At 71.7% G+C, this 24658-nt stretch carries 23 protein-coding genes; 3 read left to right on the top strand and 20 right to left on the bottom strand.

Annotated elements, in window-relative coordinates:
* Window positions 1-8: 8 nt before the first annotated feature.
* Window positions 9-416: a nuclear transport factor 2 family protein gene (locus AC5L3X_RS31975; RefSeq protein WP_189128103.1), complete on the bottom strand. Its 408-nt coding sequence runs from the start codon at window positions 414-416 to the stop codon at window positions 9-11.
* A 325-nt stretch (window positions 417-741) separates the two neighbouring features.
* On the opposite strand from AC5L3X_RS31975, the gene AC5L3X_RS31970 reads away from it, so the two are divergent.
* Window positions 742-1245, top strand: a complete 504-nt coding sequence (locus AC5L3X_RS31970) for an Lrp/AsnC family transcriptional regulator (protein ID WP_189128104.1) — start codon at window positions 742-744, stop codon at window positions 1243-1245.
* A 121-nt stretch (window positions 1246-1366) separates the two neighbouring features.
* Here AC5L3X_RS31970 and AC5L3X_RS31965 read toward each other — a convergent pair whose 3' ends face one another.
* From AC5L3X_RS31965 to AC5L3X_RS31950, 4 genes are all read right to left on the bottom strand, one after another.
* Entirely contained in the window at window positions 1367-2281 is a 915-nt protein-coding gene (locus AC5L3X_RS31965; RefSeq protein ID WP_494861976.1) for an SPFH domain-containing protein, read from the bottom strand.
* 115 nt (window positions 2282-2396) lie between these two features.
* Window positions 2397-3161: an ABC transporter permease gene (locus AC5L3X_RS31960; protein WP_494861974.1), complete on the bottom strand. Its 765-nt coding sequence runs from the start codon at window positions 3159-3161 to the stop codon at window positions 2397-2399.
* 74 nt (window positions 3162-3235) lie between these two features.
* Entirely contained in the window at window positions 3236-4804 is a 1569-nt protein-coding gene (locus AC5L3X_RS31955) for a DUF1349 domain-containing protein (RefSeq protein ID WP_494861972.1), read from the bottom strand.
* Complete coding sequence (locus AC5L3X_RS31950; RefSeq protein WP_494861971.1) at window positions 4801-5718, bottom strand: ABC transporter ATP-binding protein; 918 nt, start codon at window positions 5716-5718, stop codon at window positions 4801-4803. The genes AC5L3X_RS31955 and AC5L3X_RS31950 overlap by 4 nt, the downstream gene beginning before the upstream one ends.
* A gap of 87 nt (window positions 5719-5805) precedes the next feature.
* On the opposite strand from AC5L3X_RS31950, the gene AC5L3X_RS31945 reads away from it, so the two are divergent.
* Entirely contained in the window at window positions 5806-6996 is a 1191-nt protein-coding gene (locus AC5L3X_RS31945; RefSeq protein WP_494861970.1) for a sensor histidine kinase, read from the top strand.
* Window positions 6993-7655 carry a response regulator transcription factor gene (locus AC5L3X_RS31940; RefSeq protein WP_494861969.1) on the top strand — a complete coding sequence of 221 codons (663 nt, stop codon included), beginning with the start codon at window positions 6993-6995 and terminating at the stop codon, window positions 7653-7655. Before AC5L3X_RS31945 ends, AC5L3X_RS31940 begins: the two co-directional genes overlap by 4 nt.
* Before the next feature lie 29 nt (window positions 7656-7684).
* On the opposite strand, the gene AC5L3X_RS31935 is transcribed toward AC5L3X_RS31940, so the two are convergent.
* The 15 genes from AC5L3X_RS31935 to AC5L3X_RS31865 all read right to left on the bottom strand — a co-directional run bounded on the left by AC5L3X_RS31935 (window position 7685) and on the right by AC5L3X_RS31865 (window position 24533).
* Window positions 7685-8356 (bottom strand): DUF2306 domain-containing protein, encoded by a 672-nt coding sequence (locus AC5L3X_RS31935; RefSeq protein ID WP_494861967.1) that lies wholly within the window; start codon window positions 8354-8356, stop codon window positions 7685-7687.
* Window positions 8357-8631: 275 nt separating this feature from the next.
* Window positions 8632-9414, bottom strand: coding sequence for an ABC transporter ATP-binding protein (locus tag AC5L3X_RS31930; protein WP_225264001.1), 783 nt, complete (start codon window positions 9412-9414; stop codon window positions 8632-8634).
* Between the two features lie 52 nt (window positions 9415-9466).
* Window positions 9467-10240: an ABC transporter permease gene (locus AC5L3X_RS31925; protein WP_494862083.1), complete on the bottom strand. Its 774-nt coding sequence runs from the start codon at window positions 10238-10240 to the stop codon at window positions 9467-9469.
* Window positions 10241-10245: 5 nt separating this feature from the next.
* On the bottom strand, window positions 10246-11076 hold the full coding sequence (locus AC5L3X_RS31920) for an ABC transporter permease (protein ID WP_494861965.1): 831 nt from the start codon (window positions 11074-11076) through the stop codon (window positions 10246-10248).
* Entirely contained in the window at window positions 11073-12041 is a 969-nt protein-coding gene (locus tag AC5L3X_RS31915; RefSeq protein ID WP_494861963.1) for an ABC transporter substrate-binding protein, read from the bottom strand. The genes AC5L3X_RS31920 and AC5L3X_RS31915 overlap by 4 nt, the downstream gene beginning before the upstream one ends.
* 425 nt (window positions 12042-12466) lie before the next feature.
* Entirely contained in the window at window positions 12467-13138 is a 672-nt protein-coding gene (locus AC5L3X_RS31910; RefSeq protein WP_494861962.1) for a GntR family transcriptional regulator, read from the bottom strand.
* A gap of 140 nt (window positions 13139-13278) precedes the next feature.
* Window positions 13279-14232, bottom strand: a complete 954-nt coding sequence (locus AC5L3X_RS31905) for a VOC family protein (protein ID WP_494861960.1) — start codon at window positions 14230-14232, stop codon at window positions 13279-13281.
* Window positions 14233-14391: 159 nt separating this feature from the next.
* A complete protein-coding gene (locus tag AC5L3X_RS31900; RefSeq protein WP_494861958.1) occupies window positions 14392-15573 on the bottom strand; it encodes a 4-oxalomesaconate tautomerase in 1182 nt (393 codons plus the stop codon).
* A 112-nt stretch (window positions 15574-15685) separates the two neighbouring features.
* Window positions 15686-16387 carry a 4-carboxy-4-hydroxy-2-oxoadipate aldolase/oxaloacetate decarboxylase gene (locus AC5L3X_RS31895; protein WP_494861957.1) on the bottom strand — a complete coding sequence of 234 codons (702 nt, stop codon included), beginning with the start codon at window positions 16385-16387 and terminating at the stop codon, window positions 15686-15688.
* 12 nt (window positions 16388-16399) lie between these two features.
* Complete coding sequence (locus AC5L3X_RS31890; RefSeq protein WP_494861955.1) at window positions 16400-17131, bottom strand: PIG-L deacetylase family protein; 732 nt, start codon at window positions 17129-17131, stop codon at window positions 16400-16402.
* Window positions 17132-17404: 273 nt separating this feature from the next.
* Window positions 17405-20206 (bottom strand): DUF5682 family protein, encoded by a 2802-nt coding sequence (locus tag AC5L3X_RS31885; RefSeq protein ID WP_494861953.1) that lies wholly within the window; start codon window positions 20204-20206, stop codon window positions 17405-17407.
* The gene (locus tag AC5L3X_RS31880) at window positions 20203-21315 is read right to left on the bottom strand and encodes an ATP-binding protein (RefSeq protein ID WP_494861952.1); all 1113 of its coding nucleotides are present in this window, start codon (window positions 21313-21315) and stop codon (window positions 20203-20205) included. Before AC5L3X_RS31880 ends, AC5L3X_RS31885 begins: the two co-directional genes overlap by 4 nt.
* A 13-nt stretch (window positions 21316-21328) precedes the next feature.
* The gene (locus AC5L3X_RS31875) at window positions 21329-22627 is read right to left on the bottom strand and encodes a vWA domain-containing protein (RefSeq protein ID WP_494861951.1); all 1299 of its coding nucleotides are present in this window, start codon (window positions 22625-22627) and stop codon (window positions 21329-21331) included.
* On the bottom strand, window positions 22624-24030 hold the full coding sequence (locus AC5L3X_RS31870) for a hypothetical protein (protein WP_494861950.1): 1407 nt from the start codon (window positions 24028-24030) through the stop codon (window positions 22624-22626). Before AC5L3X_RS31870 ends, AC5L3X_RS31875 begins: the two co-directional genes overlap by 4 nt.
* Window positions 24030-24533, bottom strand: a complete 504-nt coding sequence (locus AC5L3X_RS31865; RefSeq protein WP_225263970.1) for a hypothetical protein — start codon at window positions 24531-24533, stop codon at window positions 24030-24032. The genes AC5L3X_RS31870 and AC5L3X_RS31865 overlap by 1 nt, the downstream gene beginning before the upstream one ends.
* Window positions 24534-24658 lie beyond the last annotated feature (125 nt).

Here is a 24658-nt window from a genome sequence, read left to right as displayed (position 1 = left end):
CTGGTCTGTCAGTACGGAAGGTCGAGGGCGATGTGCCGCTTGCTCAGGCGCCATGTACCGTCCTGGCGGACCAGTTCGTCCTCGTAACGCCCCGTGGAGAGCACCTTGAGGGTGTCGTCCTGGATCGCGATGAGGGTGAGGTACGAGACGGCCTGGGCCGAGTCCTCGTCGCCGCCGCGCACGATCAGGTTGGTGCCCAGGTGACGGCGCTGATCGTTCTGCGAGGCGAGCGAGTCCGCCATCAGCTTCACGATGGCCGCGCGTCCCTCGAAGGGGCCGATCAGGGAGCCGCCCTGGATGCTCATGGTGAGGACCGCGTCCTCGGCGAAGCAGTCGGCCATGTCGTCCATGTCGTTCTCGTCGTACGCCAGGGAGTACCGGTTGAGGACGTTCTCGATCGCTCCACGATCTGGCATGGGGGTCTCCGTTCGGATGAGAGCACGCGCGACCTCACAACAAGGCCGATCCCTTGGTGCATCTCTTGCGCATCATAGGCATGAATAGCGGCACCGTCTATGGCCCGATCCCGGGATGGTCCGGCCCGTCCGCCCGGCCGCCCGCGATGCCGTCGGCGACGTCCGTCGTCGCCCCGTCGCGGGACGGGGGCGGCTTGAGGGTTCATCGGAGCTGACGCCGATGTCCGCTGATCCGGACTCAGATGGTCAGATTGTCAACACTCTGCGATAATCTTGAGCTTCTTGCTCAGCCCATAGCCCCGGCAACCGACGACAGGTGATCACGGTGACCAGCATCGACCGGCTCGACGCGGAGCTCCTGATCGCGCTGTCCCATGACCCCCGCGCCGGCACCAGCGAACTGGCGGCCAAGCTGGGGGTCGCTCGCAACACCGTGCAGGCCCGCTACCAGCGGCTCGCCGAGTCGGGGATTCTGGCGGGCTTCAGCGCCCGCGTCGATCTCGAACGCCTCGGCCTGCCGGTGACCGCGTTCCTGCACCTGCAGCTCGCGCAGGGCGCGCTGCAGGAGGTCACCGACGGGCTCGGCCGCCTCAGCCACGTGCTGGAGGTCTGCACCACCACCGGCACCAGCGACGTCATGGCGCGGGTCGCCTGCCGCAGCCACGCCGAGCTCCAGTCGCTGATCCAGGAGGTCCTGACCATCCGCGGCGTCGTCCGCTCGACCACCGAGATCGCCCTGACGACCCCGGTGCAGTATCGCCTCGGCCCGCTGCTGGAGACGCTGACCAGCGACCAGGGTCGTGGCCGCAGCGGCGACCGGCGCCGCTGACGCCACCGACCGGCAGGCACGCGCCGGTCCACCGGCCGCTGACACCTCCGGCAGGCATATGAGCGCCGATCCACCGGCCGCCCGGCCGCCGGTGTCAACGGGCGGCACGCCGCGAGCCGGGCTACCGCCGGTCGGCCTCCTCGCCCGCGTGGTAGGCGAAGGTCCTGCGCACGATCTCGTCGGCGGGTGTCAGCTCGGGCGTGGCCGGGTCCGGCAGCTCTCGCGCCTCCCCCGCCGGTGACCGCGCGGCGACGGGTTCGGCGGTTTCGCCCTGCTCGCCGGTGCGCGCGCTGCGGTCGAAGAAGCGCAGCAGCTCCACCGGCAGCGGCATGACCAGCGTGGACGACTTCTCCGCCGCGACCTCCACCACGGTCTGCAGCAGCCGCAGCTGGAGCGCGCCCGGCGTCTCGGACATGATCGCCGAGGCGTCGGCCAGCTTCCGGGACGCCTGGAACTCACCCTCGGCGGTGATCACGCGGGCCCGCCGTTCCCGCTCCGCCTCGGCCTGCCTGGCCACCGAGCGCTTCATGGACTCCGGCAGATGAACGTCCTTGATCTCCACCCGGTCGATGTGGATGCCCCAGCCGAGCGCCGGGCTGTCGATCATCAGCGCCAGTCCCCTGTTCAGCTCCTCGCGGTTGGACAGCAGGTCGTCCAGCTCGCTCTTGCCGATGATGGACCGGAGCGACGTCTGCGCCACCTGCTCCACGGCGAACAGGTAGTTCTGCACCTGCACGGCCGCGCGCAGCGGGTCCTGGACGCGGAAGTAGGCGACGGCGTCGACCTGGACGGAGACGTTGTCACGGGTGATGCCCTCCTGCGGGGGCACCGGCATCGTGACGATCTGCACGTTCACCTTCTTCATCCGGTCCACACCCGGAATGATCAGGTTGAGACCTGGCTGGCGGATCTTCCGCTGGGCCTGGCCGAGGCGGAAGACCACGCCGCGCTCGACCTGGTTGACGATTCGGATGCCGCTGAGCGCCGTCCAGATGAGGAGGAGGGCGATCAGCCCGAGCACGATATTGATGATCATCGGCCTATCCCTTCCACTCCAAGGCTAGGTCCGAGCCGGGTCAGGCGATCCCCACGACCTGGTCAAGAAGGCGATATCACCCGGCGCCGGCCCGGCTGCCGCCCGGACCCCGGCGCTACGCGTCGCGCACCCGTAGCAGCAGCCCGCCGCCCAGCAGCGCCGCGACGGCCCAGGCGGCCGGCACGCCCAGGCCCGCCCAGGGGCTGAGGGGCAGGCCGGCGAGGTTGGTGGTGGCCTGGACGGCGAGCCCGGCGTTCGTCGGGGAGATCTGCCACACGATCCGCTGCCAGTCCTCGTCGGCGATCACCAAGAGGAGGGCGGGAAAGAGGTAGAGCAGACCGAGCACGACCCCGATGGCGGTCGCGGAGTCCCGTACGGCGGTGGCGACCCCCAGGCTGAACAGGGCGATCAGCACCAGGTAGAGCACCGAGCCGACGGCGGCGCGCAGCATGGGGCCGCTGGTCAGGTTGAGCGTCTCGGCGGCGAAGCCGTTGCCGAGCAGGATGCGCCGCGCGACCGGCAGGGAGACGAGCACGGCGACGCTCCCGGCGGTCAGGGTCAGCCCGGCCACGAGGATCGCCTTGGCGGCCAGCAGACCGATCCGGTGCGGCATGGCCGTCAGGGTGACGCGGATCATGCCGGTGCCGTATTCGCCGCTGATCGCCAGGACGGCGAGGACGGCGACGGCCGCCTGGCTCACCTGGACCCCGAAGAGGCTGATCTTGGCGGGGTCGTAGCCGCAGCCGTCCGAGGAACAGGACACGACGGCGGAGGCCGCGACGCTCACGGCGACGGTCAGCACCACGATCGTCAGCAGCAGCCGGCCGGTGTCCGTCAGGGTGCGGAGTTTCGTCCACTCCGCATGCAGGTGCTTTCTCATACGCTCCTCCAGCGACGCCGGCAGTCGTACAGGTGGTGATGTCTCATGCCGACTCCGGCGGACGTGCGGGCGGCTCATGCGTCCCTCCGGCGGAGCCGGAAAACGGCCAGGCCGAGGGCGAGCGCGGCATATCCGGCCAGCACGGCGAGGCCGGCCCACGGCGGCAGTGGGTAGAACCCGGCGGTGGGCGCGTAGTGGCTGAGCACGTGCGCGTACTCGGGGATGCTCTGCTGGACGGCGAAGCCGGCCGCCGGCGTGACGCGCAGCAGCCATCGCGCGGCGCTGTCGGGCAGGATCGAGGTGGTCGCGAGGACGAGCGGCACCACGATCACCGCGACGGCGGTGATGACCGCCGCGACGCCGCGCCGCAGCAGCGCGCCGAGGGCGAGGGCGAGCACGGCGACCAGTGCGAAGACCGCCGCCATGCCGGCCACGACGCGCACCTGGGTGAGCACCGGCACCGGGAGGATGACGTTGCCGTTGGCTCGCAGGATCCGCCCGCCGACCAGGAACGTGATCACGACGGCGGGCAGCGCGGCGGCGAAGGTGACCAGGCCGAGCGCCAGGGCCTTGGCCGCCAGCGTCCGGCCGCGGCGCGGGCCGGCCAGCAGGGTGACCCGGATCAGGCCGTGCCGGTATTCAGCCGTGATGAACAGAACCGCCACCACGATCACCAGGATCAGCCCGGCCGTCGCGCTGCCGAGGGGGCGTTCGGCGAACGGGCCCTCGATGACCGGCGCGATGTCGCCGACGCCGGTGACGGAGAAGGTGTCGCCGGACCGGGCGGCACGGCCCGGGTGGTGCACCGACCCGTCAGGCTTGAGAGGGCCGCCGCGGATGTCGTCCTCGCGCCAGGCACCGGACACCTCGCCCTCCAGCTTGACCTGGTCGAACTCGCCGGTGGCCTCGGTGAAGCGGACCGCCGCGGTGGACCCGCCGAGATCCTCTTGCGTGACCATCAGGTCGCCCGGCGAGGCCGCGAACAGCCCGACCTGGACGGTCGCCGGCAGCCCGGCCAGGGATGCGGTGCCGATGCGGGTCCAGTTCGCGCCGTCGGCGGACTCGTATCCGGTGAGGGTGTCGCCGAAGCGGGTCAGCCGCAGCCAGCGCGCCGCCTGCCTGGAGACGCCGCCCGGCCGGCCGGCCACGTCGTGGGTGAAGTTGTGCTGCATCCGCACCCCGTGCTCGCCGGTCATCATGACCGCCGCGTACGGCGAGCCCCGCCTGGTACTTTCCTTGATCATGATTCCGGCCTTCGCCCACGGCACGACCCCGGCGACCGTGTTCCGTTGCCCCGGGATGACGTCGGGCTTGCGGATCACGCCGGTCAGGGAGGTGAGGCGGGCGGTGATGCCGCCGTCGCCGGCCAATGACCGGTGCACGAAGAAGAAGGAGTCGTCCACCCCTTCGCCGTCCGGCCCGACAGGAGGCGGTTGGCAGGCGGTCTCGACCGGCCCGGCGCCGCACGAGGAGTGCTCACCGGACGCGGACAGCAGCCCGAGCAACACGGTGACCAGCGCCGCCGCCGTCATGGTGACCACCCAGCCGCGTACCGTCCTGAACTTGGTCCACTCGGCGCGCAGCAGCCGCCCGAAGTCCCCGCGCCCGGTCCGCGGCTCGGAGCGCTGTGTGATGGCGCTCATCGGGCCGCTCCCCGGTATTCGACCGCGTCACCGGTGAGGTCCAGGTAGGCCTGCTCCAGCGTCACCCGATGCGCCGCCACTTCGGAGAACGGCACCGCGTTCGCGTTGAGGACGGCCACGATCCGCTCGGCCGGCAGCCCGGAGACGACGAGAGTGTCGCGATCGGTGACGGCCGGCGTGGCGCCGGCCTGACCCAGCGCCGACATCGCCGCGGAGCGCGCCGGCGTGCGCAGGGTGACCCGGCCATGGGAGGCGGCCGCGATGAGGTCGGCCACGCTGGTGTCGGCGATGACGCGGCCCTTGCCCACCACCACGAGATGGTCGGCGGTGTCCTCCACTTCGCTCATCAGATGGCTGGACACCAGCAGGGCCCGCCCCTCCCCGGCCAGCGACCGCAGGAGGCCGCGCATCCACACGATGCCCTCGGGGTCCAGGCCGTTGACCGGCTCGTCCAGCATGAGCACCGGCGGGTCCCCGAGCAGCGCGGCCGCGATGCCGAGCCGCTGCCGCATGCCCAGCGAGAAGCCGCCCGCCTTGCGCCGGGCCGCGGACCGCAGCCCCACCTGTTCGAGCACCTCGTCGACCCGCCTGCCGGAAAGGCCCTGGGAGTGGGCCAGCCACAGCAGGTGGTCGCGCGCGGTGCGGCCGGGTTGCAGCGCGGACGCGTCCAGCAGCGCACCGACGTGGCTGAGCGGTTCGCGCAGGCTCGGGTACGGCTGCCCGCCGATCAGCGCGTGGCCCTCGTCGGCCGCGTCCAGGCCGAGGATCACCCGCATCGTGGTGGACTTGCCCGACCCGTTGGGTCCGACGAACCCGGTGACCTGCCCCGGCAGCACGGTGAACGACATGCCGTCCAGCGCCGTGGTCCGGCCGAACCGCTTGCGCAGCCCGTTGACTTCGATGGTTGCTCGCATGCGATCGGTTGTACGGCCCCGGCCCTAACACGGGCCGAACGGATGCCGTCACATCGCTGTTAGGTCCGGCCCGGCATCCTGGACCTCATGAGAAAGTGGCGACGACCGGCGCGCACCGCACGACGGCGCTTCACCGTCCTGTACGGAGTCATGTTCCTGCTGTCCGGAGTCGGACTGCTGGTCATCACCAACCTCGTGGGCCTCGGAGGGACCCGGGTCACCCAGTCCGTGCCCGCCGGGACCACGCCGGTCGAGCCGGCCACGCTCGCCGCGGCCACCGAGCGCATCGACTGGCTCCAAGCCCAGCTGTCGGACGCGCACGCGGCCCAGTCGCGCCAGCTCCTGATCGGCTCGGCGGTGGCGCTGGCGGTCATGGGCGTGGTTTCGGTCGTTCTGGGCCGGGTCATCGCGAGCCGGGTGCTGCGCCCGCTGCGGACGATCACCACGGCCACCCGCCGGATCTCCGCCGACAACCTGCACGAGCGGCTGGCCGCGCAGGGCCCCGCCGACGAGGTCAAGGACCTCGCCGACACCATCGACGAGTTGCTGGAACGACTGGAGAGCTCGTTCGCCGCGCAGCGCCGGTTCGTGGCCAACGCCTCTCACGAGCTCCGCACTCCGCTGACCACCATGCGCGCGTCCCTGGACGTGGCCCTGGCTAAGCCCGAACCCGTGCCGGCGCAGACCGCCGCGCTGGCCGGCCGGCTCCGTGCCGAGCTCGACCAGGTCGACCGGCTCCTCGAAGGCTTCCTCATCCTGGCGCGCGCCCAGCACGGCGCCCTGTCCGACCGCACGACGCTCCCGCTCGGCCGTCTGGCGGCCGACGCCCTGAACGCCCGGGCGGCCGACATCGCCGCCAAGCGGCTCACCGTCCGCTCCCCCGGCACCGCTGGCGATGACGACGCGTGGACGCAGGGAAACAGCACGCTCCTCACCCGCATGATCGACAACGTCGTCGACAACGCCGTCACCCACAACCAGGAAGGCGGCTGGATCCGAGTCGCCGCCTCCGCCGACGGCACGACGGCTCGGCTCGTCGTCGAGACCGGCGGCCGCGTTCTCGGCCAGGAGCAGGTCGATCGGCTGGCCCAGCCCTTCCAGCGGCTCGGCGCCGACCGGACCCGCCCCGGCGACGGCTCCGGGCTCGGCCTGTCGATCGTCGCGGCCATCGCCGCCGCGCACGGCGGCGCCCTCGACCTGCGGGCCCGGCCCGAAGGCGGCCTCTGCGTCGCCGTCTCGCTGCCCTTGTCGGCCGCACCGGCGGAGGTCCCGGCATGAGAGTGCTCGTGGTCGAGGATGCCCGCTCCCTCGCCGCCGTGCTCGTCGAAGGTCTGAGCGATCAGGGCATGGCCGTGGACGTGGCCCACGACGGTCTGGAAGCCGCCGCCAAGCTCGACCTCAACGCCTACGACGTGGTCGTCCTCGACCGTGACCTACCGGGCATCCACGGCGACACGCTCTGTCAGATGATCACCGAACAGGACGACCGGGTCATGGTCCTGATGCTGACCGCCGCCGACTCCCCCGTCGACCGGGTCAGCGGCCTGACCCTGGGTGCCGACGACTACCTGGCCAAGCCCTTCCACTTCCCCGAGTTGGTGCTGCGCGTCCGCGCCCTGGCCCGCCGCCGGCCCTCCTCCCGGCCTCGTACGCTGCGCGCGGCCGGCCTCGAGCTCGATCCGCTGCGCCGCACCGCCACCCGCGACGGCCGTCACCTGGACCTGTCGGTCAAGGAGTTCGCCCTGCTCGAAGCGCTCCTGCGCGCCGCCCCCGCCTTCCTCAGCGCCGAGGACCTGCTCGAACAGGTGTGGGACGAGCACGCGAACCCCCTGACCAACACCGTCACGGTCACCATCGGCCGGCTGCGCCGCAAACTCGGTGAGCCGCCGGCCATCACCACCACGCCCGGCGTGGGGTATCGGATCACGAACGCCTGATCTGGAGAGGGGTGAGAAGCATGAGCCGATCAGAAGGTGCGATCCTCGCCGATGGGCTGACCCCACCTGGTGTCCCGAGTGGAACGGCGCCTCGGATGAGTCGAGGTGCGTGGCCGCCTACGGATGACCCACTCGGCCACCACGAGGTTGATCATCCACCCGGCGCCCACGAGCAGCGCCCTGGGAAGCTCTCCGGGGGGGCCGGCGATCAGGAACCACAGCGCAAGAGTCAGCGCCTGTGTGCCCGCCCCCTGCCCGATCGCGTAACCGCGGATCATCCATGCGCGGTGCCGGGCGATGTCCCGCCGCCGGATCGCGGCGAGACCGAGGAGGATGACCACGACCATGGCCGTGCCGAACACGAGCCGGAGGCCGGCGAGGAGCTCACCGTCGCCGGGAGGGCTGAGATAGAACAGGGTCATCCAGAGCCCCGTGAGCGCCGCGCCCAGTCCGCTCGGGATCAGGAGCCGCCCGGCGGCGCGGTGCCAGCCGGGCCTGCGCCGGCGGAAACCCGCGGCGAACTGGAAGGCCCCCAGAACGCAGTAGAGGCTGACGCACAGAATGTGCGCCACCACGGGCAGGGGGGCCGCGAAGAACCGTGCGTTCTCCGGCGTGATCGCCGCACCACCGGCCAGTTCGTTGAGGCGCACGGCGCCCGCGACCATGGGAACGGCGCTGAGCAGGATCAGCGCGGCGGGCACGAGCCACCCCGCCCGCGTGGAGGAACCGGCCGGGGAAACCCTCGCTCGGTTCCGGTCGTCTGCCGGGCGGTCGCTTCGCGGCGGCCGGGGGAACGGGAGATGTCCTGTCGTGCTCTCGTCGCTCATGCCCCGATCATGACGATCGAGGCGACGCGGCTCATCAGGAGAACGGCCCGATCCGAACCGGCCGATCGTCCACCCAACCAGGCGTACTTTCGGCCGATGAGCCCTGGCGCGCGCCCGCGGGCGCGGCGGGCGCCCGGCGGGCGGCGCGCTCAGGAGGCCGGGCGGTGGCCGCTCTTGGCCTGCTGGACCAGCTCGTAGACGTGCCCGCGCAGCTCGGCGAAGCGCGGCAGCGAGCGGGTGGTGAGCTGGTCACGCTCGTCCGGCAGGTCGACGGTGACCTCTTCGAGCACGACCGTCGGCGAGCTGGACAGGACGATGACGCGCCGGCCGAGGTAGACGGCCTCGTCGATGTCGTGGGTGACGAACAGCACGGTGACGCCGAGGCGCTTCCACAGGGACCTGACCAGGTCCTCGAGATCGGCCCGGGTCTGGGCGTCGACGGCGGCGAACGGCTCGTCCATGAGCAGCAGGTGCGGCTCGTAGGCGACGGCACGGGCGATGGCCACCCGCTGCTGCATGCCTCCGGACAGCTGGAAGGGGTGCGCGTCCTGGGCCTCGGACAGCCCGACGGCCTCCAGCGCCTCCTGGACCAGCCGCCGGCGTTCGGCCTTGGGAACCTTCTTCTCCTTCAGCGGCAGCTCGACGTTCTGCCGCACGGTCATCCAGGGGAACAGGCTGCGGCCGTACTCCTGGAAGACCACGGCCATGCCCGGGGGCGGGCCGGTCACCTTCTCGCCTTCCAGAACCACCTCGCCGGAGGTGCAGTCGAGCAGCCCGGCGATGCACCGCAGCAGGGTGGTCTTGCCGGCGCCGGAGGGGCCGACGATGCAGACGAGCTCGCCGGAGCCGACGGTGAACGTCAGGTCGCGGACCGCCTCGACGGTGCGGCCCCGGCCCTCGTAGACCTTCTTCAGGCCGCGGACGTCCAGCATCACGGTGGTGGTCTCCGGGCGCGCGGCGGCGCCGAAGGGGGTGGTGGTCATCTCAGCCCTCTCGCTGTGACATGCGCAGTCCGGTGTACCAGCTCAGCAGCCGGGCCTCCACCACCCGGAAGATCAGCGACAGCACGATGCCGATCAGGCCGAGCATGATGATCCCGGTCCACATCTGCGGGATCGCGAAGCTGCGCTGGAACTGGATGATGGTGAAGCCCACGCCGTTGCTCGCGGCGAACATCTCGCTGATCACCATCAGAATGATCCCGATGGACAGCGCCTGCCGGGCGCCGGCCGCGATCTGCGGGCTGGCGCCGCGCAGCACCAGGTGGATGAGCCGCGAGCGGCGGCGCAGCCGGTAGCAGCGGGCGGTGTCGCGCAGCACCTCGTCGAGCGCGCGCACGCCCTCGACCGTGTTCAGCAGCACCGGCCAGACGCACCCGGAGACGATCACCAGCACCTTCATCTCGTTCCCGATGCCGGCGAACAGCATGAGGATCGGCACCAGCACCGGCGACGGGATCGCCCGGAAGAACTCCAGCACCGGCTCCAGCAGGCCGCGCAGCGTGCGCGACGAACCGATCGCGGTGCCCAGGCCCACGCCCAGCACCACGGCCGCCAGGTAACCCACCAGCAGCCGGGCCAGGCTGGGCAGCACGTCGGCGGTGAACCGGCCGGTGAACCACGTCTCGCCGAACGTGCCGGCGATCTGGGCCAGCGGCGGCCAGAAGAAGTTCGTGCTACCCGCCGTCGCCACCCACCAGGCCGCGATCAGCAGCACCGGCACGGCCAGCAGCAGCAGGATCTTCCGGCCCGCATCCATCGCGCTCAAGAGGACACTTCCCTACGGATCGAAGGGTGCCAACGCAGTGCCCGGCGCTCGGTGGCGCGCGCGATCACGTTGACGACCACACCTATCAGACCGACCACGATGACCAGCGCGTACATCGAGGCCACCGCGCCCGAGGTCTGCGCCACCGCGATCTGCTTGCCGAGCCCGGGCGACCCGATGATCAGCTCGCCGGTGATCTCCAGGATCAACGCCACCGCCGCGCCCAGCCGGAACCCGGTCATCACGTACGGCAGCGCGGTCGGCCAGATCACCGTGCGCACCTGGGTCAGCGGGCGGAAGCGGTACGAGCGCGCGGTCTCCCGGGCGACCGGATCCACGTCCCGCACGCCGTACAACACCTGGACCAGCACCTGCCAGAAGGAGGCGTACACCACCAGCAGCAGCGTCGAGCGCATGTCCGTGCCGAACAGCAGCACGGCCAGCGGGATCAGCGCCACCGACGGGATCGGGCGCAGGAACTCGATCGTGGAGTTCAGCGCGGCCCGCACCAGCGGGATGCCGCCGATCAGGATGCCCAGCGCCACGCCCGCGACCATGGCGATCGACAGGCCGATCGCCCAGCCGCGCAGCGTCTCCAGCAGCGCCTGCCAGAACTCGGCCGTCGCGGCCTGCTCCGCCAGCGCCGAGACCATCTGGCTGAACGGCGGCAGGTAGCGCGTGTCCACCAGCCCGGCCCTCGGCGCCAGCTCCACCACGGCCACCAGCCCGGCCAGGCCGATCAGACCGAGGAGCCAGGCGGGCAGAGCGCGGTGACGGCGTCCGCCCTGGCCCCGTCGCGGTGCGCCCGCCGTCACCGCCGCCGTCACGGAAGGAGCCCGCTGAGGTCGGGAGCGCTCTCGATCAGACCGTCCTGCACCGCGAGCGACGACAGGGTCTCCAGCGACTTGGTGTTGATCTCCGACGGGTACGTCGGGAGCGTGAGCGAGTCGGTCAGCGCCGGGTCGATCTTCGTGTAGGTCAGCAGGACCTTGCGCACCGCGTCCGGATTGTCGGTGGCGTACTTCAGCGACTTCAGCATCGCGGCGGAGAAGCGCTTCACCAGGTCGGGCTTGGAGGTGGCGGTCTGCTCGGAGGTGAAGTAGCCGGCGATGGTCAGGCCGGGGGCGGTGTCCACGTAGTTGGACGCGATGACGCGGTCACCGTTCTTCTTGGCGGTCGCGAGGAAGGGCTCGACGACCTGGACCGCGTCGACGTTGCCCTTGTCCAGGGCGGCGAGCATGTCCGGGAAGGCCAGCTCGGTGAAGTTGACGTTCTTCGGGTCGCCACCGTCGGCCCGGATGGCGGCCCGGACCGTGGTGTCGTTGATGTTGTTCAGCGTGTTGACCGCGACGCGCTTGCCGGCGAGGTCCTTGGCCGACTTCAGCGGGCTGCCGGCCTTGACGACCACGCCGCCGAAGTCCTTGTCCTGGACGCCTGTCGAGGCGGCTCCGGGCGCGACGACCTTGAGGGGCAGGCCCTTGGACCTGGCGATGATCAGCGACGTGAAGTTGCTGAACCCGAAGTCCACCTGACCGCTGACGACCGCGGGCACGATCGCGGCGCCGCCCTGGGCGGACACCAGCTCCAGCTTCAGCCCCTCCTCGGCGAAGAATCCCTGCTGGTCGCCGAGGTAGATCGGCGCGACGTCGATGATGGGGATGACGCTGACCTTCACCGGGGTGACACCGGCCGAGGCCGGGTCACCGGCGTCGGAGGAAGGACTCTGCCCGCTCCCGCACGCGGCGAGCAGGAGAACGGCGGCGGCGGCCAGAGCCGCGCGAATTGTGGTCACGGTGCTTCTCCAGGGCTTCGGTCTGGGGGGTGAGATGACGTCGGGGCTCGATCGGACGAGGCCCCGGCGGGGGTCGGCGTGCCGTCCTCCGCCCTCCTAGCGGCGCGGGACGGACACCGGTCGCGCTGCCGGTCCTCAGCGGAGAGCAGGCCGGACGTCGGGGTGCGCACGGCGGCGCCCTTTCGGTGGCCGCGCGGAGCAGTCGCGAGACGGCAGCCGGCCGATGGCTGTCCTCACCTGATGACACCGCTCGTCGGTGACGCTATTGATTATGTACGCGATTGTCAACGATTTATGAACCAAGAGAGGCGCCAAACTTGTCGCCACACTTGGGAGGGCATCCGGGCACGTCAGAGCGGGCCGACGGCGCGAACGCCGCGGCCTGCCACTGACTGGGGATGACGCGTCGGGGATGGCCCGATCGATCAGGACGTGGCCGGCACCGCCGCCCCGGCGAGGGGCGTCGTGGACTGTGAGATCTGGGTGATCACGTCGCGCAGGTGCGCACGCATCGCGGCCTCCGCGCCGGCCGGGTCGCGGGCGACGATGGCGTCGACGATCTTCTCGTGCTGGCTGAGGGAGACGGTGGACCGCCCCGGCTGCAGCGACAGCCGGAACTGGTGGCGGACGAGCTGGGCCTGGAGCCGGACCAGGATGGTGCGGGCGGTCACCTGCCCGGCGATCTCCTGGATGAGGGCGTGCAGCGAGGCGTTGAGATCGGAGTAGGCCAGCGGGTCGTGCGCCGCCACCCGCTCGCGCATCGCGTCCTTGATGCCGAGCAGCCTCTCGGCCTGCGCGGGCGTGACCCGCTCCGCCGCCTTCGCCGCCAGCAGGCCCTCAAGCACCATCCGCACCTCGGTGATCTCCACCGCCTCGGCGGTCGAGATCGTGCGGACCCGCGCGCCCTTGTTGCGCTGCACCTCGATGAGGCCGTCGGCGACGAGCTCACGCAGCGCCTGCCGCACGGTGGACCGGCTGACCTGGTAGAGATCGCACAGCTCGGATTCGACGAGACGTTGCCCCGGGGCGAAGTGCCCGTCCAGCACCGCGCGGCGAATCTTCACCACGACCAGATCCTGGGGATCGCCCGCTCCCATGACCTTCCCTCCCGTGTCGGTCGCCGCTGGGCGGCGACTGAAGGTGTCAACAGTATAGGTGCCGAGAATGACACCATGATCTCCACGCCCGCACCCCCGCCCGCGTGCCGCCGGGGGTGCGGGCGGGCGGCGCGTGGGCGTCAGTCGATCACCGGGGTTCCGTGCGTGTGGAACGACTCGATGGTCTTCAGCCCCCAGGCCTGGCCCTTGGCGCGCTCCGCCTGCGTCCACGTGATGACCTCCCAGTCGGGGGCCAGGATCAGCCGGGCGCCGGCGTTGCACAGTTCGATGCGGTTGCCGCCGGGCTCCCAGACGTAGAGGAAGAACGTCTGCTGGATGGCGTGCTTGTGGGGGCCGGTCTCGATGTGGACGCCCGCCTCCAGGAACACGTCGGCGGCCCGCAGGATGTCCTCGCGGGTGTCGGTCGCGAACGCCACATGGTGCAGCCGTCCCCGCGCGCCGAGCCAGTCGGAGGTGTAGACGAGGTCGTAGGACTTGTCGGAGACCGAATACCAGATGGCGGCCGTCTCGCCCTCGTCGGTGACGATCTGCTCGGTGGCCCGGGCGCCCAGCGTGCCGGACATGAAGGCGGAGGCGGCCGGCACGTCCGAGGCGAGGAAGTTCACATGGTCGAGGCGCCGGACGTTGGCCCCTCTGCCGGGGAAGGCCGAGGCCTGGTTCTTCAGCGACGGCCGATGCTCCTCGGTCGCGACGTACCTCTCCGTCTCGTAGTACAGGCCCATTTCGTGGCCGTCGGGGTCGGCGAAGAGGTAGGCGGGTCCAAGGCCGAACTCCGCGTCACTCCATCCCGTGCCGAGCCCGGCCTCCTCGATGGCCGCGACCCGGCGCCGCAGCGCCTCCGGGCTCGCCGCCCGCAGGAACGTCCGGCCCACTCCGGCCCGGTCCCGGCCGGTGATCTTCACGGTGTGGCGCTCGTAGTCGTCCCACGCGTGCACGTAGATCGAGTCGCCCTCCCGGTGGACCTCCTTCATCGCCATCAGGTCGACGAAGAAGTCACGCGTCTCCTCCGGCACCGAGGTGAAAAGCTCGACCGAGCCCACATGGGCGATGTCACGGAACGCTGCTGGCCGCATCGGATCTCCTCTTGGTCTGCTGGTCTGCTGGTCTGCTGGTGGCGCTCTGACGAGACGGCTCGCGGCGCCTGGGTTCTCAGAACTTCAGGTGAACGGCACTTCGGATGAACGGCATTGGGACGGCACTACAGGACCGCATTTCGGATGAACGGCCGGGATTCAGCGCTCGCGCGGCCAGACCCGGCCGTCGAAGAGCTTGCGCGCGGTCCGCACCACTCCCGAACGGCGGACGCGCAGGTCCGCCCCGCTGCCCGACACCTCGATCGCGGTGTCGAAGAAACCGGTCGGATGCTCGATCCGCAGGGTGCCTCCCGGTGCCGTGGTCACGGCCGCACCGCCCTCGCTCCCGGCACCGCCGGCCGCCTCGCGAGTCACCTCTGCGGCCCCCTCGGCGGCGACCTCGGCGGCGACCTCAGAGGCGACCTCGGAGGCGACCGAGCCCTCGATGAGGACGGCGGTGGCGACGGAGACCGCGCCCAGGACGCCGATGGAGGTGTGCACCCGGTGCGGGATGAAGGTCCGGGTCGAGAGCGTGCCCCCGTCGCGGGGCGCGGCCACCAGGGTCATCTTGGGCACGGTGGTCGCGCGCACGTCGCCCAGCCCCATGAGCGCACCGGCCCGCAGCCGGATCTCCTCGACCTTCGCCTTGAGCGTCTCGTCGCCCTCCAACTCGGCGGGAGACTCGTACCCCGTCACGCCGAGCGCCCGGGCGGCGATCAGCACCACGGGCATGCCGTTGTCGACGCAGGTCGTCTCCACGCCGGCGATCTCGTCGCGAACCGAGCCGGTGGGCAGCAGGCTGCCGCAGGTGGCGCCCTCCGTGCCGGCGAAGTCCAGGGTCACCGGCGCGGCCGGGAACGGCACCCCCGAGATGCGCGTGCCGCCCGCGTACCTCACCCGGCCGTCACGGGTGTCCACGGTGGCGGTCGCCACACCGCCGCCGTTGACGATGCGGATGCGCACCCGGGTGGTGTCACCGGCCGGCGGCACCAGTCCGCGCTCGATGGCGAACGGCGCGACGCCGGCCAGGATGTTGCCGCAGGTCTGCCGCGCCGAGACACCGGCCTCGGTGACCTGCACCTGCAGGAACAGGTAGTCGACGTCGGCCTCCGGATCCGCCGAGCGCGACACCACCGCGACCTTGCTCGTCAGCGGGTGGCCGCCGCCGATGCCGTCGATCTGCCGGGCGTCGGGCGAGCCCATCAGCCGCAGCAGCAGGTCGTCGCGCCGGTCCGGCTCGGCGGGCAGGTCCTCGGCCAGGAAGTAGGCCCCCTTCGAGGTGCCGCCGCGCATCAGCGCGCACCGGATCCCCGCGTCCTCGATCTCTTCGACGGTGTTCACGCCGGACGCCTGGTCCACGCGAGGTCGAAGCCGGTGACGCGCGCGCGGGCGCCAAGCCGGCGGGACGCCGGGTAGCCGGCCTGATCGAGCCGGAGCGGGGCGACGCGCGGCTTCACGAGCCTTCCTCGGGCAGGTCGTCCACGTAGGTGACGCCCAGCCGGGTGAGCACCTCGCGCAGGCCGTACATGTCGAGGCCGAGCACTCCGGAGCCCAGCGCCGCCCGCTTGTCCTCCTCAGCGGCGATCCGGGCCCGTGACCGTTCCAGCACGTCCTCGGCCGACCGGGCGGGCACGCACATGACCCCGTCGTCGTCGGCGACCACGACGTCGCCAGGGCGTACCAGCCGGCCGCCGCAGACCACCGGCACGTTGACGGAGCCGGGGCTGGCCTTGACGGTGCCCTGCGCCGAGACGGCGCGCGCCCAGACGGGGAACCCCATCGCGCGCAGGGCGGCGATGTCGCGCACCCCGGCGTCGGTCACGAGTCCCACCACTCCCCTGGCGAGCAGCGACGCGGCGAGCAGGTCGCCGAACATGCCGTCGGTGGAGGGGGACGTCGTCGTCACCACGAGCACGTCGCCCTCCTGGCACATCTCCACGGCCGCGTGGATCATCAGGTTGTCGCCGGGATGGCTCGACACCGTGATCGCGGGCCCCGCGATCACCGCGCCGTCCTGCCGTGGCCTGACGGCCGGGGCCACCAGCCCCGTACGCCCCGCCGCCTCGTGCACCGTGGCCACCCCGGCGTCGCGCAGTCCCTTGACCACCTCGGGAGCGGGCCGCTTCACGTTCCGTACGACATGATGTCCTGCCATGCGAAGCCCCTCCTAGGCCAGCTCGGAGGTGACCTGCGGGTAGACCCGCTGGTAGGCCTCGGCGAACGTGTCCACGGGCAGCCCCAGGTTCGGCCCGCTGTTGCGCTTGGCCTGCACCCCGCGACGGCGGCCCAGGTCGGTGTAGTACTCCACCAGGTGGCCCTGCGCGCCGAGACTGCGCATCGCCGCGAGCTTCCGTTCCCACACCGGCGTGATGTCCAGCAGCACGTCCGGCTTGAAGTCGCACACCTCCGGCTGGTGCGGCTCGAAGCAGAAGACCGGAGGCGCGCCGATCACCTCGCCATCTCCCGGCACGCCCGCCGCCTGGGCGAGGATGCGCGTCCTGCGGGCGATCTCACCGGCGACGGGATGGTCGATGTTGTACGGGTCACTCGGCGCGTGCGTCAGCACGACGGTCGGCTGCAGGCTCCGGTACAAGTCGACCAGCGACCGGGTCAGCTCCGGCGTCTCTACCAACGGGTAGTCACCGGCGTCGAAGAAGACCGCCTCGGCGCCCAGCGCGGCGGCCGCCTTCTCGCCCTCCTCGCGCCGCACGGCCTTGACCTCGTCCAAGGTGTGGCCCTTGCGCCACAGGCCGGCGGACTCACCTCGCTCGCCGAAACTGAGACACGCGATCACCGCGCGCTGCCCGCTCTGGGTCGCCAGCGCGATCGCCCCTCCGGCGCGCCACACGAAGTCTCCTGGATGAGCGGTGATGACCAGCAGGGGTCCCTTGGTCGGCATACCCGATCCTTTTCCGGTGGGGGCGACGACACCGCCGGATCGTCCCATGGAACGACTCGGCCCCAGCGGTGACCTAAGATCGCCAGCGATTATCTACGAGATTGTCGACAATATCTCCAACCATCCTCTCCCCACAACCCGTCCTCGAGCCTCGGCTCATTCAGCGGCTTCCGGGGGCGCTTCCAGCCCGGACACCCGCTGGCCAGGCCACGCCCGGACACCACAGCGGGGTGCCCGCTCCTGGGGCGGGCCGTCCCAGGAACGGACGTGCCGTCAGACGGCGGCGCCTCCGCACAGCAACGCGGCCACGGCGTCCACCGTGGTGGGATGCCGCGCCACCAGGGCGGCCACCTCCGGCGAGCCGCCGGACGCGTCGTGGCCGGGAGCGCTGCCGGCCGGGGTGAGAGTTTTCCAGCCGCCCTCGCAGCCGAGGAGCGCCGCCAGGGCGTCCGCGGCGGCGGGGTGGGCGGCGAGGAGCCCCGCGACCGGCCCACCGGCGGCACCGGCCCCCGTGGCGGTCGCGACCTCGGCCCCGCCCGGCCCGGACGGGGCCGTCCACGGCGGCACCCAGGCGTCCACCGCCGTCAGGGTGGCCGGGAAGGTGCGGCCGGCCTCCCTGATCAGCACGGGGACCAGCTCCGGCGCCTCCTCGCGCAGCGTCTGGATGAGCGTCGGCAGCCACGGCAGCAGCACCTCGTCCGGCAGCCGCGCGAACGCCCCGGAGATCACCTCCACCACGAACGGCGTCAGGACCGGAGCCGCCTCCAGCGCCTGCACGAACCCGCTCAGATACTGCGGGAACGACGGCACCACCAGCGGGTTGGCCAGCAGCTCGGCGCACCGCTCCCGCAGCTCGCCGATCGTCAGCACGCCGAGCTGGAACCGCGCCGCCCACAGCAGCGCGATCTTGCCCGGTGTCTCCGGATGCGACTGCCGCACGGCCAGTTCGAGCTGCGCCCGGTCGCAGCCGAGCGACAGCGCCAGGCTCTCCATGGACGCCAGGAACCCGAGCATGGCCGCCACCTGCCGCACCCCGACGTCCTCGGCCACGAACGCGGTGGGCAGCAGCGTGCAGTACTGCGCGTAACCGGTGGTGACGAACTGTTCGCACCACTCGGGCAGCGCCGGCTCGGTGGCCCGGTAGTGGGCCAGCAGCCGCCGGACGCGCCGCAGCACGTCCGGCGCGTCGTCCACGCTCCGCTCGGCGGCCAGCAGCTCAACGGCCCGAGCCCCGAGTTCGTCGGTGAAGCGCCGGCCGCCCAGGAACAGGATGGCCTCCTCGACCGCCTGGAGCGCGTCGGCGGCGGTCGCCTTCGGCTCCCACACGCTGCGCCGCAGCCGCTGCTCCAGCACCTGCTCGACGGTGACGCCCTCGTAGCCGAGCTCGATGAGCGCCCGCTGGTGGTGGCCGAGCGCGACGTCCCAGCTCTCCTGGACGGACCGCTCGCCCAGCCGCCGGCTGCCCATGATGGGCCGTACGGCGTGCTCGGGCATCAGCCGCCGCAGCACCCACAGCAGGTGCGAGCACGGCTCCAGCTCCGGCTCGGCGTTCAGGTCGAGCAGCACCCGGTGCACGGCCCGTTTCGTCATGTCGTAGCCGAGCGGCGCGAGCCGCTCGAACACGTCCTGGGCCAGCGGCGGCATCGACTGGTAGCCGACCTCGCCGATCCGGTCGCCGCCGAGCATGATCTCGCACAGCCGCCGCACGTCCCGCCGGCCGGGCACGGTGTCCTTCTCGATGCAGGTGACGGCCGCGTCCTGGAAGTCGTACGGCGTCGGCCTGGCCCGGCCGCGCATCCCGGCGAGCAGGATGGACGTCTCGTACACGGCGATGGCGTCCGCGGTGCTGGACAGGTAGCCGTTGCGCCGGGCCAGCCGGACGATGTCGACACACCAGCCGAGCAGCTCGGCCTCGTCGAGCGGGTCGCGCTGCGCCGGTTTGGACAGGAACTCAGACAGCTGGTCGGCCACCGCCACCGGCGCGGCGGGCGGCTTCGTGCCGGGCCGCTTGCCCTTCTGCTGCCCCTTGAGTGTGTACGGCTTGACGCCGCCTCGGCTGACGGCCTTGTCGTACGTGGCGGCGGCGATCGACACCGACCCGGGGGCCAGCCCGAACTGCGCCTCGATGGCCGAGTGGCTGGACGGGATGAGGCCGTACAACCAGTTCGTGGCGGTGCGCGGGGAGATCTCGAAGTCCGTGCGCGCCGCGTCCAGGCCGAACTCCTCGACCCGGCTGGCCGCGTGGAAGGCGCCGCACACGTACAGGCAGCGCTCGGGGTCGGCGCCGGTCGCGGCCAGGTGCTCACGCATGCGGGTCCACATGTGGCGCTCGCGGTCCTCGTCGCGGTCCAGCTTGGCGGCGTCGTGCGGGCGCAGCCGCCGGAACAGGCCGCCGATCAGCACCATGACCTGGCGGTAGGTGTCGTAGTCGGCTCCGGCGAGCGGCTGTTCGACGTACTGGTCCCACCACTCGGACCAGTGGCGGACCCTGCCGTGGTGCAGCAGATGCTCTTCGAGCTCGGCGAAGCGGGGCCGCAGGTCGCCGATCTCGACGCCGACCGCGTCACCGTGCAGGGCGGCCTCCTCGGCGGGCCGGCCGGGCTCCTCCCGCGGGTGCCACTGGAAGACGTGGTCGGAGGAGCGGTCCACCAGCACGAGTTCGACGCCGGGGGTGTCGAGCGCGTAGGCGATGGCCTGGTATTCGGCGGACGCCTCGGTGATGGGCGCGACGACGCTGAGCGGGCCCCAGCTTTCGGGGAAGCCGTCGAGCTCGGTGGCGAACGCCTGCAGCGCCACCGGCAGCTTGCAGGTGCGCAGCTCGTCGAGGAGCGGCCGCAGGTCCTCGCACAGCTCCAGGTAGATGACCTGCGGCTGCTTGTCGCGCAGCCGCCTGGCCATGGCCAAGGCCGAGGCCGGCGAGTGGTGACACACCGGGAAGATCTCCAGCCGCTCGCCCAGCGCCCGGTCGACGTCGTCGACCATGCCCGTGAGGATCTCGGACAGGGCGCCGGGCGAGCCGGCGAAGGTCTCGGCGGCGTCGTCCAACTGCCGGCGGAGAGCGCCGAAGGTGCTCATGACAGCGTGGCGATCGCCTGGCGACCGCCTTCGAGGAAGCCCTGCCACTCGCCGCCCTCCTTCTTGCTGCGCGGCTCGACGACCCCGTGCCAGTACTTGTTGAGGATGGCCAGGTCCTCGGGGGTGCGCCGGGCCAGCGAGCCGACCAGCGAACCGGCCAGCGTCTCGGCCTGGAGGGTGCGGTCGCCGAAGAAGTTGCTGTGCAGGATCGCGTCCTCCAGCACGCCGATCTGCTCGGCCGTGGACAGCGCGGACTCCAGCCGGCCGTCGTCGCTCTGGGCCGACGCGGCGGCGGCGCGCAGGTCGGCGAAGCTCCGCAGCAGGATGTCGAGCAGCGTGGGCGGCAGCTCCAGGTCGATGTTGTGCCGGCGGAGCAGCTCGACGGTGCGGAATCGGACGATCTCCGCCTCGCTCTTCTTGTTCGTCACGACGGGGATGCGGACGAAGTTGAAGCGCCGCTTGAGCGCCGACGACAGGTCGTTGACGCCCCGGTCACGGCTGTTGGCGGTGGCGATGATGGAGAACCCGGGCTGAGCGAAGACGATGTTGTCGTCGTCGAGCTCGGGGATGGACACGTACTTCTCCGACAGGATGGAGATGAGCGCGTCCTGCACGTCGCTGGTGGAGCGGGTCAGCTCCTCGAAGCGGCCGATCACGCCCTGCTCCATCGCCGTCATGATGGGCGAGGGGATCATCGAGTCGCGCGACTGCCCCTTGGCGATCACCATGGAGACGTTCCACGAGTACTTGATGTGGTCCTCGGTGGTGCCCGCGGTGCCCTGGACGACCAGGGTGGAGTTGCGGGAGATGGCGGCGGCGAGCAGCTCGGCGAGCCAGCTCTTGCCGGTGCCGGGATCGCCGATCAGCAGCAGGCCCCGGTCCGAGGCGAGCGTGACGATGGCGCGCTCGACGAAGCTCCGGTCGCCGAACCACTTCTGCGGGATCTCCCGGTCCAGGCCGTCGGAGCGCTCGGAGCCGAGCACGAACAGGCGGACCATGCGGGGGCTGAGCCGCCAGGAGAACGGCTTGGGGCCGTCGTCGACCGACTCCAGCCAGTCGAGCTCTTCGGCGTACTTGACCTCGGCGGGGGCGCGCAGCATCTCGGTCATTGCGGGGATTCTCCTAGGTGAGGAAGTTCTTGAGCTCGGACACGAGCTTGCGGATGTGGCCGGAGATCACCGGCGTGCCCAGGTCCTTCAGCTTCTGCTTGAACCAGGGGTCCACGCTCTGGTGACCTGAGCTGTTGACGGACCCGACGGGGATCAGCTTCACGCCCGAGCGGTGCAGCGACTCGAACTCGGTCTGCACCGCCTGGTTGTCGTAGAAGTCGGAGATCCACACCAGCGCGGTGTTGCGCGGGTCCATGATCTTGGGGCGGGCCAGGCCCATCGCGACCATGCCGTCGGTGCCGCCGCCGAGCTTGGTGCGCAGCAGCACCTCGAACGGGTCGTGCACCCACGGCGTCAGGTCGAGTGCCCGGGTGTCGTAGGCGATCAGGTGCACGTCGACCTTGGGCAGCCCGGCGAAGATGGAGGCCAGGATGGTGCAGTTGACCATCGCGTCCACCATCGAGCCCGACTGGTCGACGACCACGATCATGCGGGCCGGGACGGTGCGTTTGGCGGTGTGCCGGTAGAAGAGCCGGTCCACGTAGAGCCGCTCGTCCTCGGGGCTCCAGTTGGTGAGGTTCTTCCAGATCGTGCGTTCGATGTCGAGGTTGCGGAAGACCCGCTTGGGCGGCACCGACCGGTCGACGGTGCCGGCGCTGGTCTGCTGCACCTGGGTGCGCAGCACCTGGGCGACCTCGTCGACGTAGCGGCGGATCAGCGCCTTGGCGTTGGCCAGCGCGACGCCCGACAGGTTGTCCTTGTCGCGCAGCAACTGCTCGATGAGCGACATGCTGGGCGTGAGCTGCCGCGACAGCGCGGGGTCGGCGAGCACCTCGCGCAGCCGCATGCGCTTGACCAGGTCGCCTTCGAGCCCGGCGAGCAGGCCGCCGAGGCCGTTCTGGCCTGGCTGGGCGCGCAGCCCGCCCGGCTCGCAGCCGAGTGCCTGCTCGAACCAGCCGGCGTCCTGCTGCCAGGCGGCCAGCCGGGTGGCGGTGACGTCGCCGGTGCCGGTGGCGAACAGGTTGAGCAGCAGCTTGGAGGCCAGGGCGGCGGTGCGGGCCCGATCGCGCGGCCGCTCGTCGTCGCCGGGCGCCATCAGGTCGCGGAACTCCTCCGCCAGCTCGGGAAAGCGCTGCACCAGGGTGTCGACGGACACCGACGGGTCGAGCAGCGCGGGTGGCAGCCCGAGCGCGTCGACGACGGCCACGCTGGCGGCTTCGAGCCCCGGCTGCTCCTCGGTGTCGAACACGCGGGCCAGCAACCGCCAGAGCAGCACTTGGCGCCGGTTCTCCTCGGCGCGGGTGTCGGTCATCTGCGCAGCAGCCGTCCTGCTCGTTCGCGGAGTACGGCCACCGCGTCGCCCGACCTGGCCAGGGACTTGACCACCTTGGGGTCGGTGGGGCCGAGCGCCCAGTCGCCGTTGTGCGCGGCGACCGGCTGACGCTTGACCGTCGACTGGACGGCGAGCGGCTGCAGCAGCCAGCGGCCGTCCCAGCGCAGCAGGCCGAGGCAGGCCGTGGAGGTGGCCAGCAGCTGGGGCGTGAGCGGGCCGCAGCCGGGCAGCCGGTCGGCGGCGACCGTGATGGTCTGGCCGTCGAGCCGGAACTCGATGCCGCCGTCGACCTTGGCCGCCTTGTAGCCCTCGACGAGCACGGGCTCGGCGATGGCCACCGGGTGCCGGTCGAGCGGCGGCCCGGCGGTCGCGAGGGCGCCGGCGAGCTGGACGCGGGCGGTCGCGAACGGCGCGGCGAGCTCGCCGGCCACCGCCTTGCCCTCGTCCCACAGCAGGTCGCCACCGGCCAGCAGCGGCATGTCGGTGAGGTCGAGCGAGAGGTGCCTGGCCAGCGCGCCGAGCAGCACCGGGTAGTCGCCCAGCACTCCCCACACGGCCGCGCCGACGATGGTGTCGACCTTGGCGGCGGAGATCGCGGTGCGCACCAGCCGGGGCTCGCCGCCCTCCTTCGGCTCCAGCAGGCCGTGCACCTGGACCTGGACGGCGGTGGCGTGCTCGTGCACGTCGGCGCCGAGGATGAGCAGCCGTCCGGACACCGGGACGCCCGGGTCGCCGGCGCCGAGCCGGCCCGGCTGGGTGAGCATCAGGGCGCGGGTCCACAGGTCGGCCCAGCGACGGGCCGGCAGTTTCTCCATCGTGGCCACCGGGCTGGAGGCGCGCAGCTCGGCGGCCAGCCCGTCGAGCAGCACGGCGGGCCTGCGCAGCGCGGGCTCGGCGAGCATGGCCTCGACGGCCTGGTCGGAGGCGGCGACGAGGTCGTGGCCGACGCCGCGCCAGCCGGTGATGGCCAGCTCGTGCAGCCATGACCGGGGCCCGGCGAGCAGGTTCTCCGGCACGGCGGCGGCTGCACCGGCGGTGGGTTCCGGCCACGGGGTGCGGGAACGTCCGAGGGCGTCGTCGAGGCTGGCCAGCAGGGCGTCGGCGACCGCGCCGAGCAGCGCGGCGCGCGCCCCTGCCAGGATCGTCAGGTGCTCGCCCGCGACGGACCCGGTGGCGACCTTCTCCGCCGCCTCGACGGCCCGGTCGCCGAGCGGGCTCGCCGCCACGGCGGCCGCCAGGCCGGTGACCGCCCGCGCGCCCTGCTCACCGAGCCGTCCCAGGCCGCCCGCGAGCGCGTCGTCGAAGGCCGCGACCAGGTCGAGGGCCTCCTCGACGCCCGGCGGCGGGCCGGCGTTCAGCGCGCCTAGTTGCACGTCGAGCATCAGCGCACCGCCCCCGTCGAGGGGAACCAGTGCAGCTCGGCGAGGGGCGCCGAGGTGGCCGGCAGCTCCAGGTAGCTCAGGTGGCGAAGGAACCGGCTGAACACCACGGCCGCCGCCCCCTGCTCGGGCCCGCCGTTCAGGCGGCCGATCAGATCGTGACCGGATTCGACGCTGTCGGCGCCGTCGACCCGCAGGTAGCGGGCGACCCGCCCGGCGCCGTACTGCACGATGGCCTCGGCGGCCAGCGCCTGCAGGTGCTTGCAGGGCGAGCTGTGCAGGCCGCCGCACGGCCGGTTGTTGTTGGTGCTGCAACTGAAGCCGTGGGTTCCGGCGGCGATGAAGGACACGTACACCCGCCCGATGTCCGACCCGCTCGACACGACGCCCTGCAGCCGCCCGTCGGCCAGCTCGACGAAGGGCACCTTCGCCAGCTTGCGCGGCTGGACGGGCGGCACCACGAGGGTGACGCTGCGCCGCTCCCACGCGGTTGGATCCGCGTTCACGATCTTCTGACCTCCAGGCCTCTTGATCAACGAACCGGAAATGTAGCGGAGCCCACCGACAAAGGGAGGCGATCCGCGATCTTCAGTGACGGGCTCGATCCGATGGGAGGGAGGAAGGGTGTGGG

The sequence above is a fragment of the Nonomuraea sp. CX421 genome (assembly GCF_059358955.1).
This window is presented reverse-complemented; position numbering and strand designations above follow the sequence as displayed.

Coding starts and splice junctions, on each gene's coding strand:
- AC5L3X_RS31975 (WP_189128103.1), bottom strand. CDS start 416: ATGCCAGATCGTGGAGCGATCGAGAACGTCCTCAACCGGTACTCCCTG.
- AC5L3X_RS31965 (WP_494861976.1), bottom strand. CDS start 2,281: ATGATCATCAATATCGTGCTCGGGCTGATCGCCCTCCTCCTCATCTGG.
- AC5L3X_RS31960 (WP_494861974.1), bottom strand. CDS start 3,161: ATGAGAAAGCACCTGCATGCGGAGTGGACGAAACTCCGCACCCTGACG.
- AC5L3X_RS31955 (WP_494861972.1), bottom strand. CDS start 4,804: ATGAGCGCCATCACACAGCGCTCCGAGCCGCGGACCGGGCGCGGGGAC.
- AC5L3X_RS31950 (WP_494861971.1), bottom strand. CDS start 5,718: ATGCGAGCAACCATCGAAGTCAACGGGCTGCGCAAGCGGTTCGGCCGG.
- AC5L3X_RS31945 (WP_494861970.1), top strand. CDS start 5,806: ATGAGAAAGTGGCGACGACCGGCGCGCACCGCACGACGGCGCTTCACC.
- AC5L3X_RS31940 (WP_494861969.1), top strand. CDS start 6,993: ATGAGAGTGCTCGTGGTCGAGGATGCCCGCTCCCTCGCCGCCGTGCTC.
- AC5L3X_RS31930 (WP_225264001.1), bottom strand. CDS start 9,414: ATGCTGGACGTCCGCGGCCTGAAGAAGGTCTACGAGGGCCGGGGCCGC.
- AC5L3X_RS31925 (WP_494862083.1), bottom strand. CDS start 10,240: ATGGATGCGGGCCGGAAGATCCTGCTGCTGCTGGCCGTGCCGGTGCTG.
- AC5L3X_RS31910 (WP_494861962.1), bottom strand. CDS start 13,138: ATGGGAGCGGGCGATCCCCAGGATCTGGTCGTGGTGAAGATTCGCCGC.
- AC5L3X_RS31905 (WP_494861960.1), bottom strand. CDS start 14,232: ATGCGGCCAGCAGCGTTCCGTGACATCGCCCATGTGGGCTCGGTCGAG.
- AC5L3X_RS31895 (WP_494861957.1), bottom strand. CDS start 16,387: ATGGCAGGACATCATGTCGTACGGAACGTGAAGCGGCCCGCTCCCGAG.
- AC5L3X_RS31890 (WP_494861955.1), bottom strand. CDS start 17,131: ATGCCGACCAAGGGACCCCTGCTGGTCATCACCGCTCATCCAGGAGAC.
- AC5L3X_RS31885 (WP_494861953.1), bottom strand. CDS start 20,206: ATGAGCACCTTCGGCGCTCTCCGCCGGCAGTTGGACGACGCCGCCGAG.
- AC5L3X_RS31880 (WP_494861952.1), bottom strand. CDS start 21,315: ATGACCGAGATGCTGCGCGCCCCCGCCGAGGTCAAGTACGCCGAAGAG.
- AC5L3X_RS31875 (WP_494861951.1), bottom strand. CDS start 22,627: ATGACCGACACCCGCGCCGAGGAGAACCGGCGCCAAGTGCTGCTCTGG.
- AC5L3X_RS31870 (WP_494861950.1), bottom strand. CDS start 24,030: ATGCTCGACGTGCAACTAGGCGCGCTGAACGCCGGCCCGCCGCCGGGC.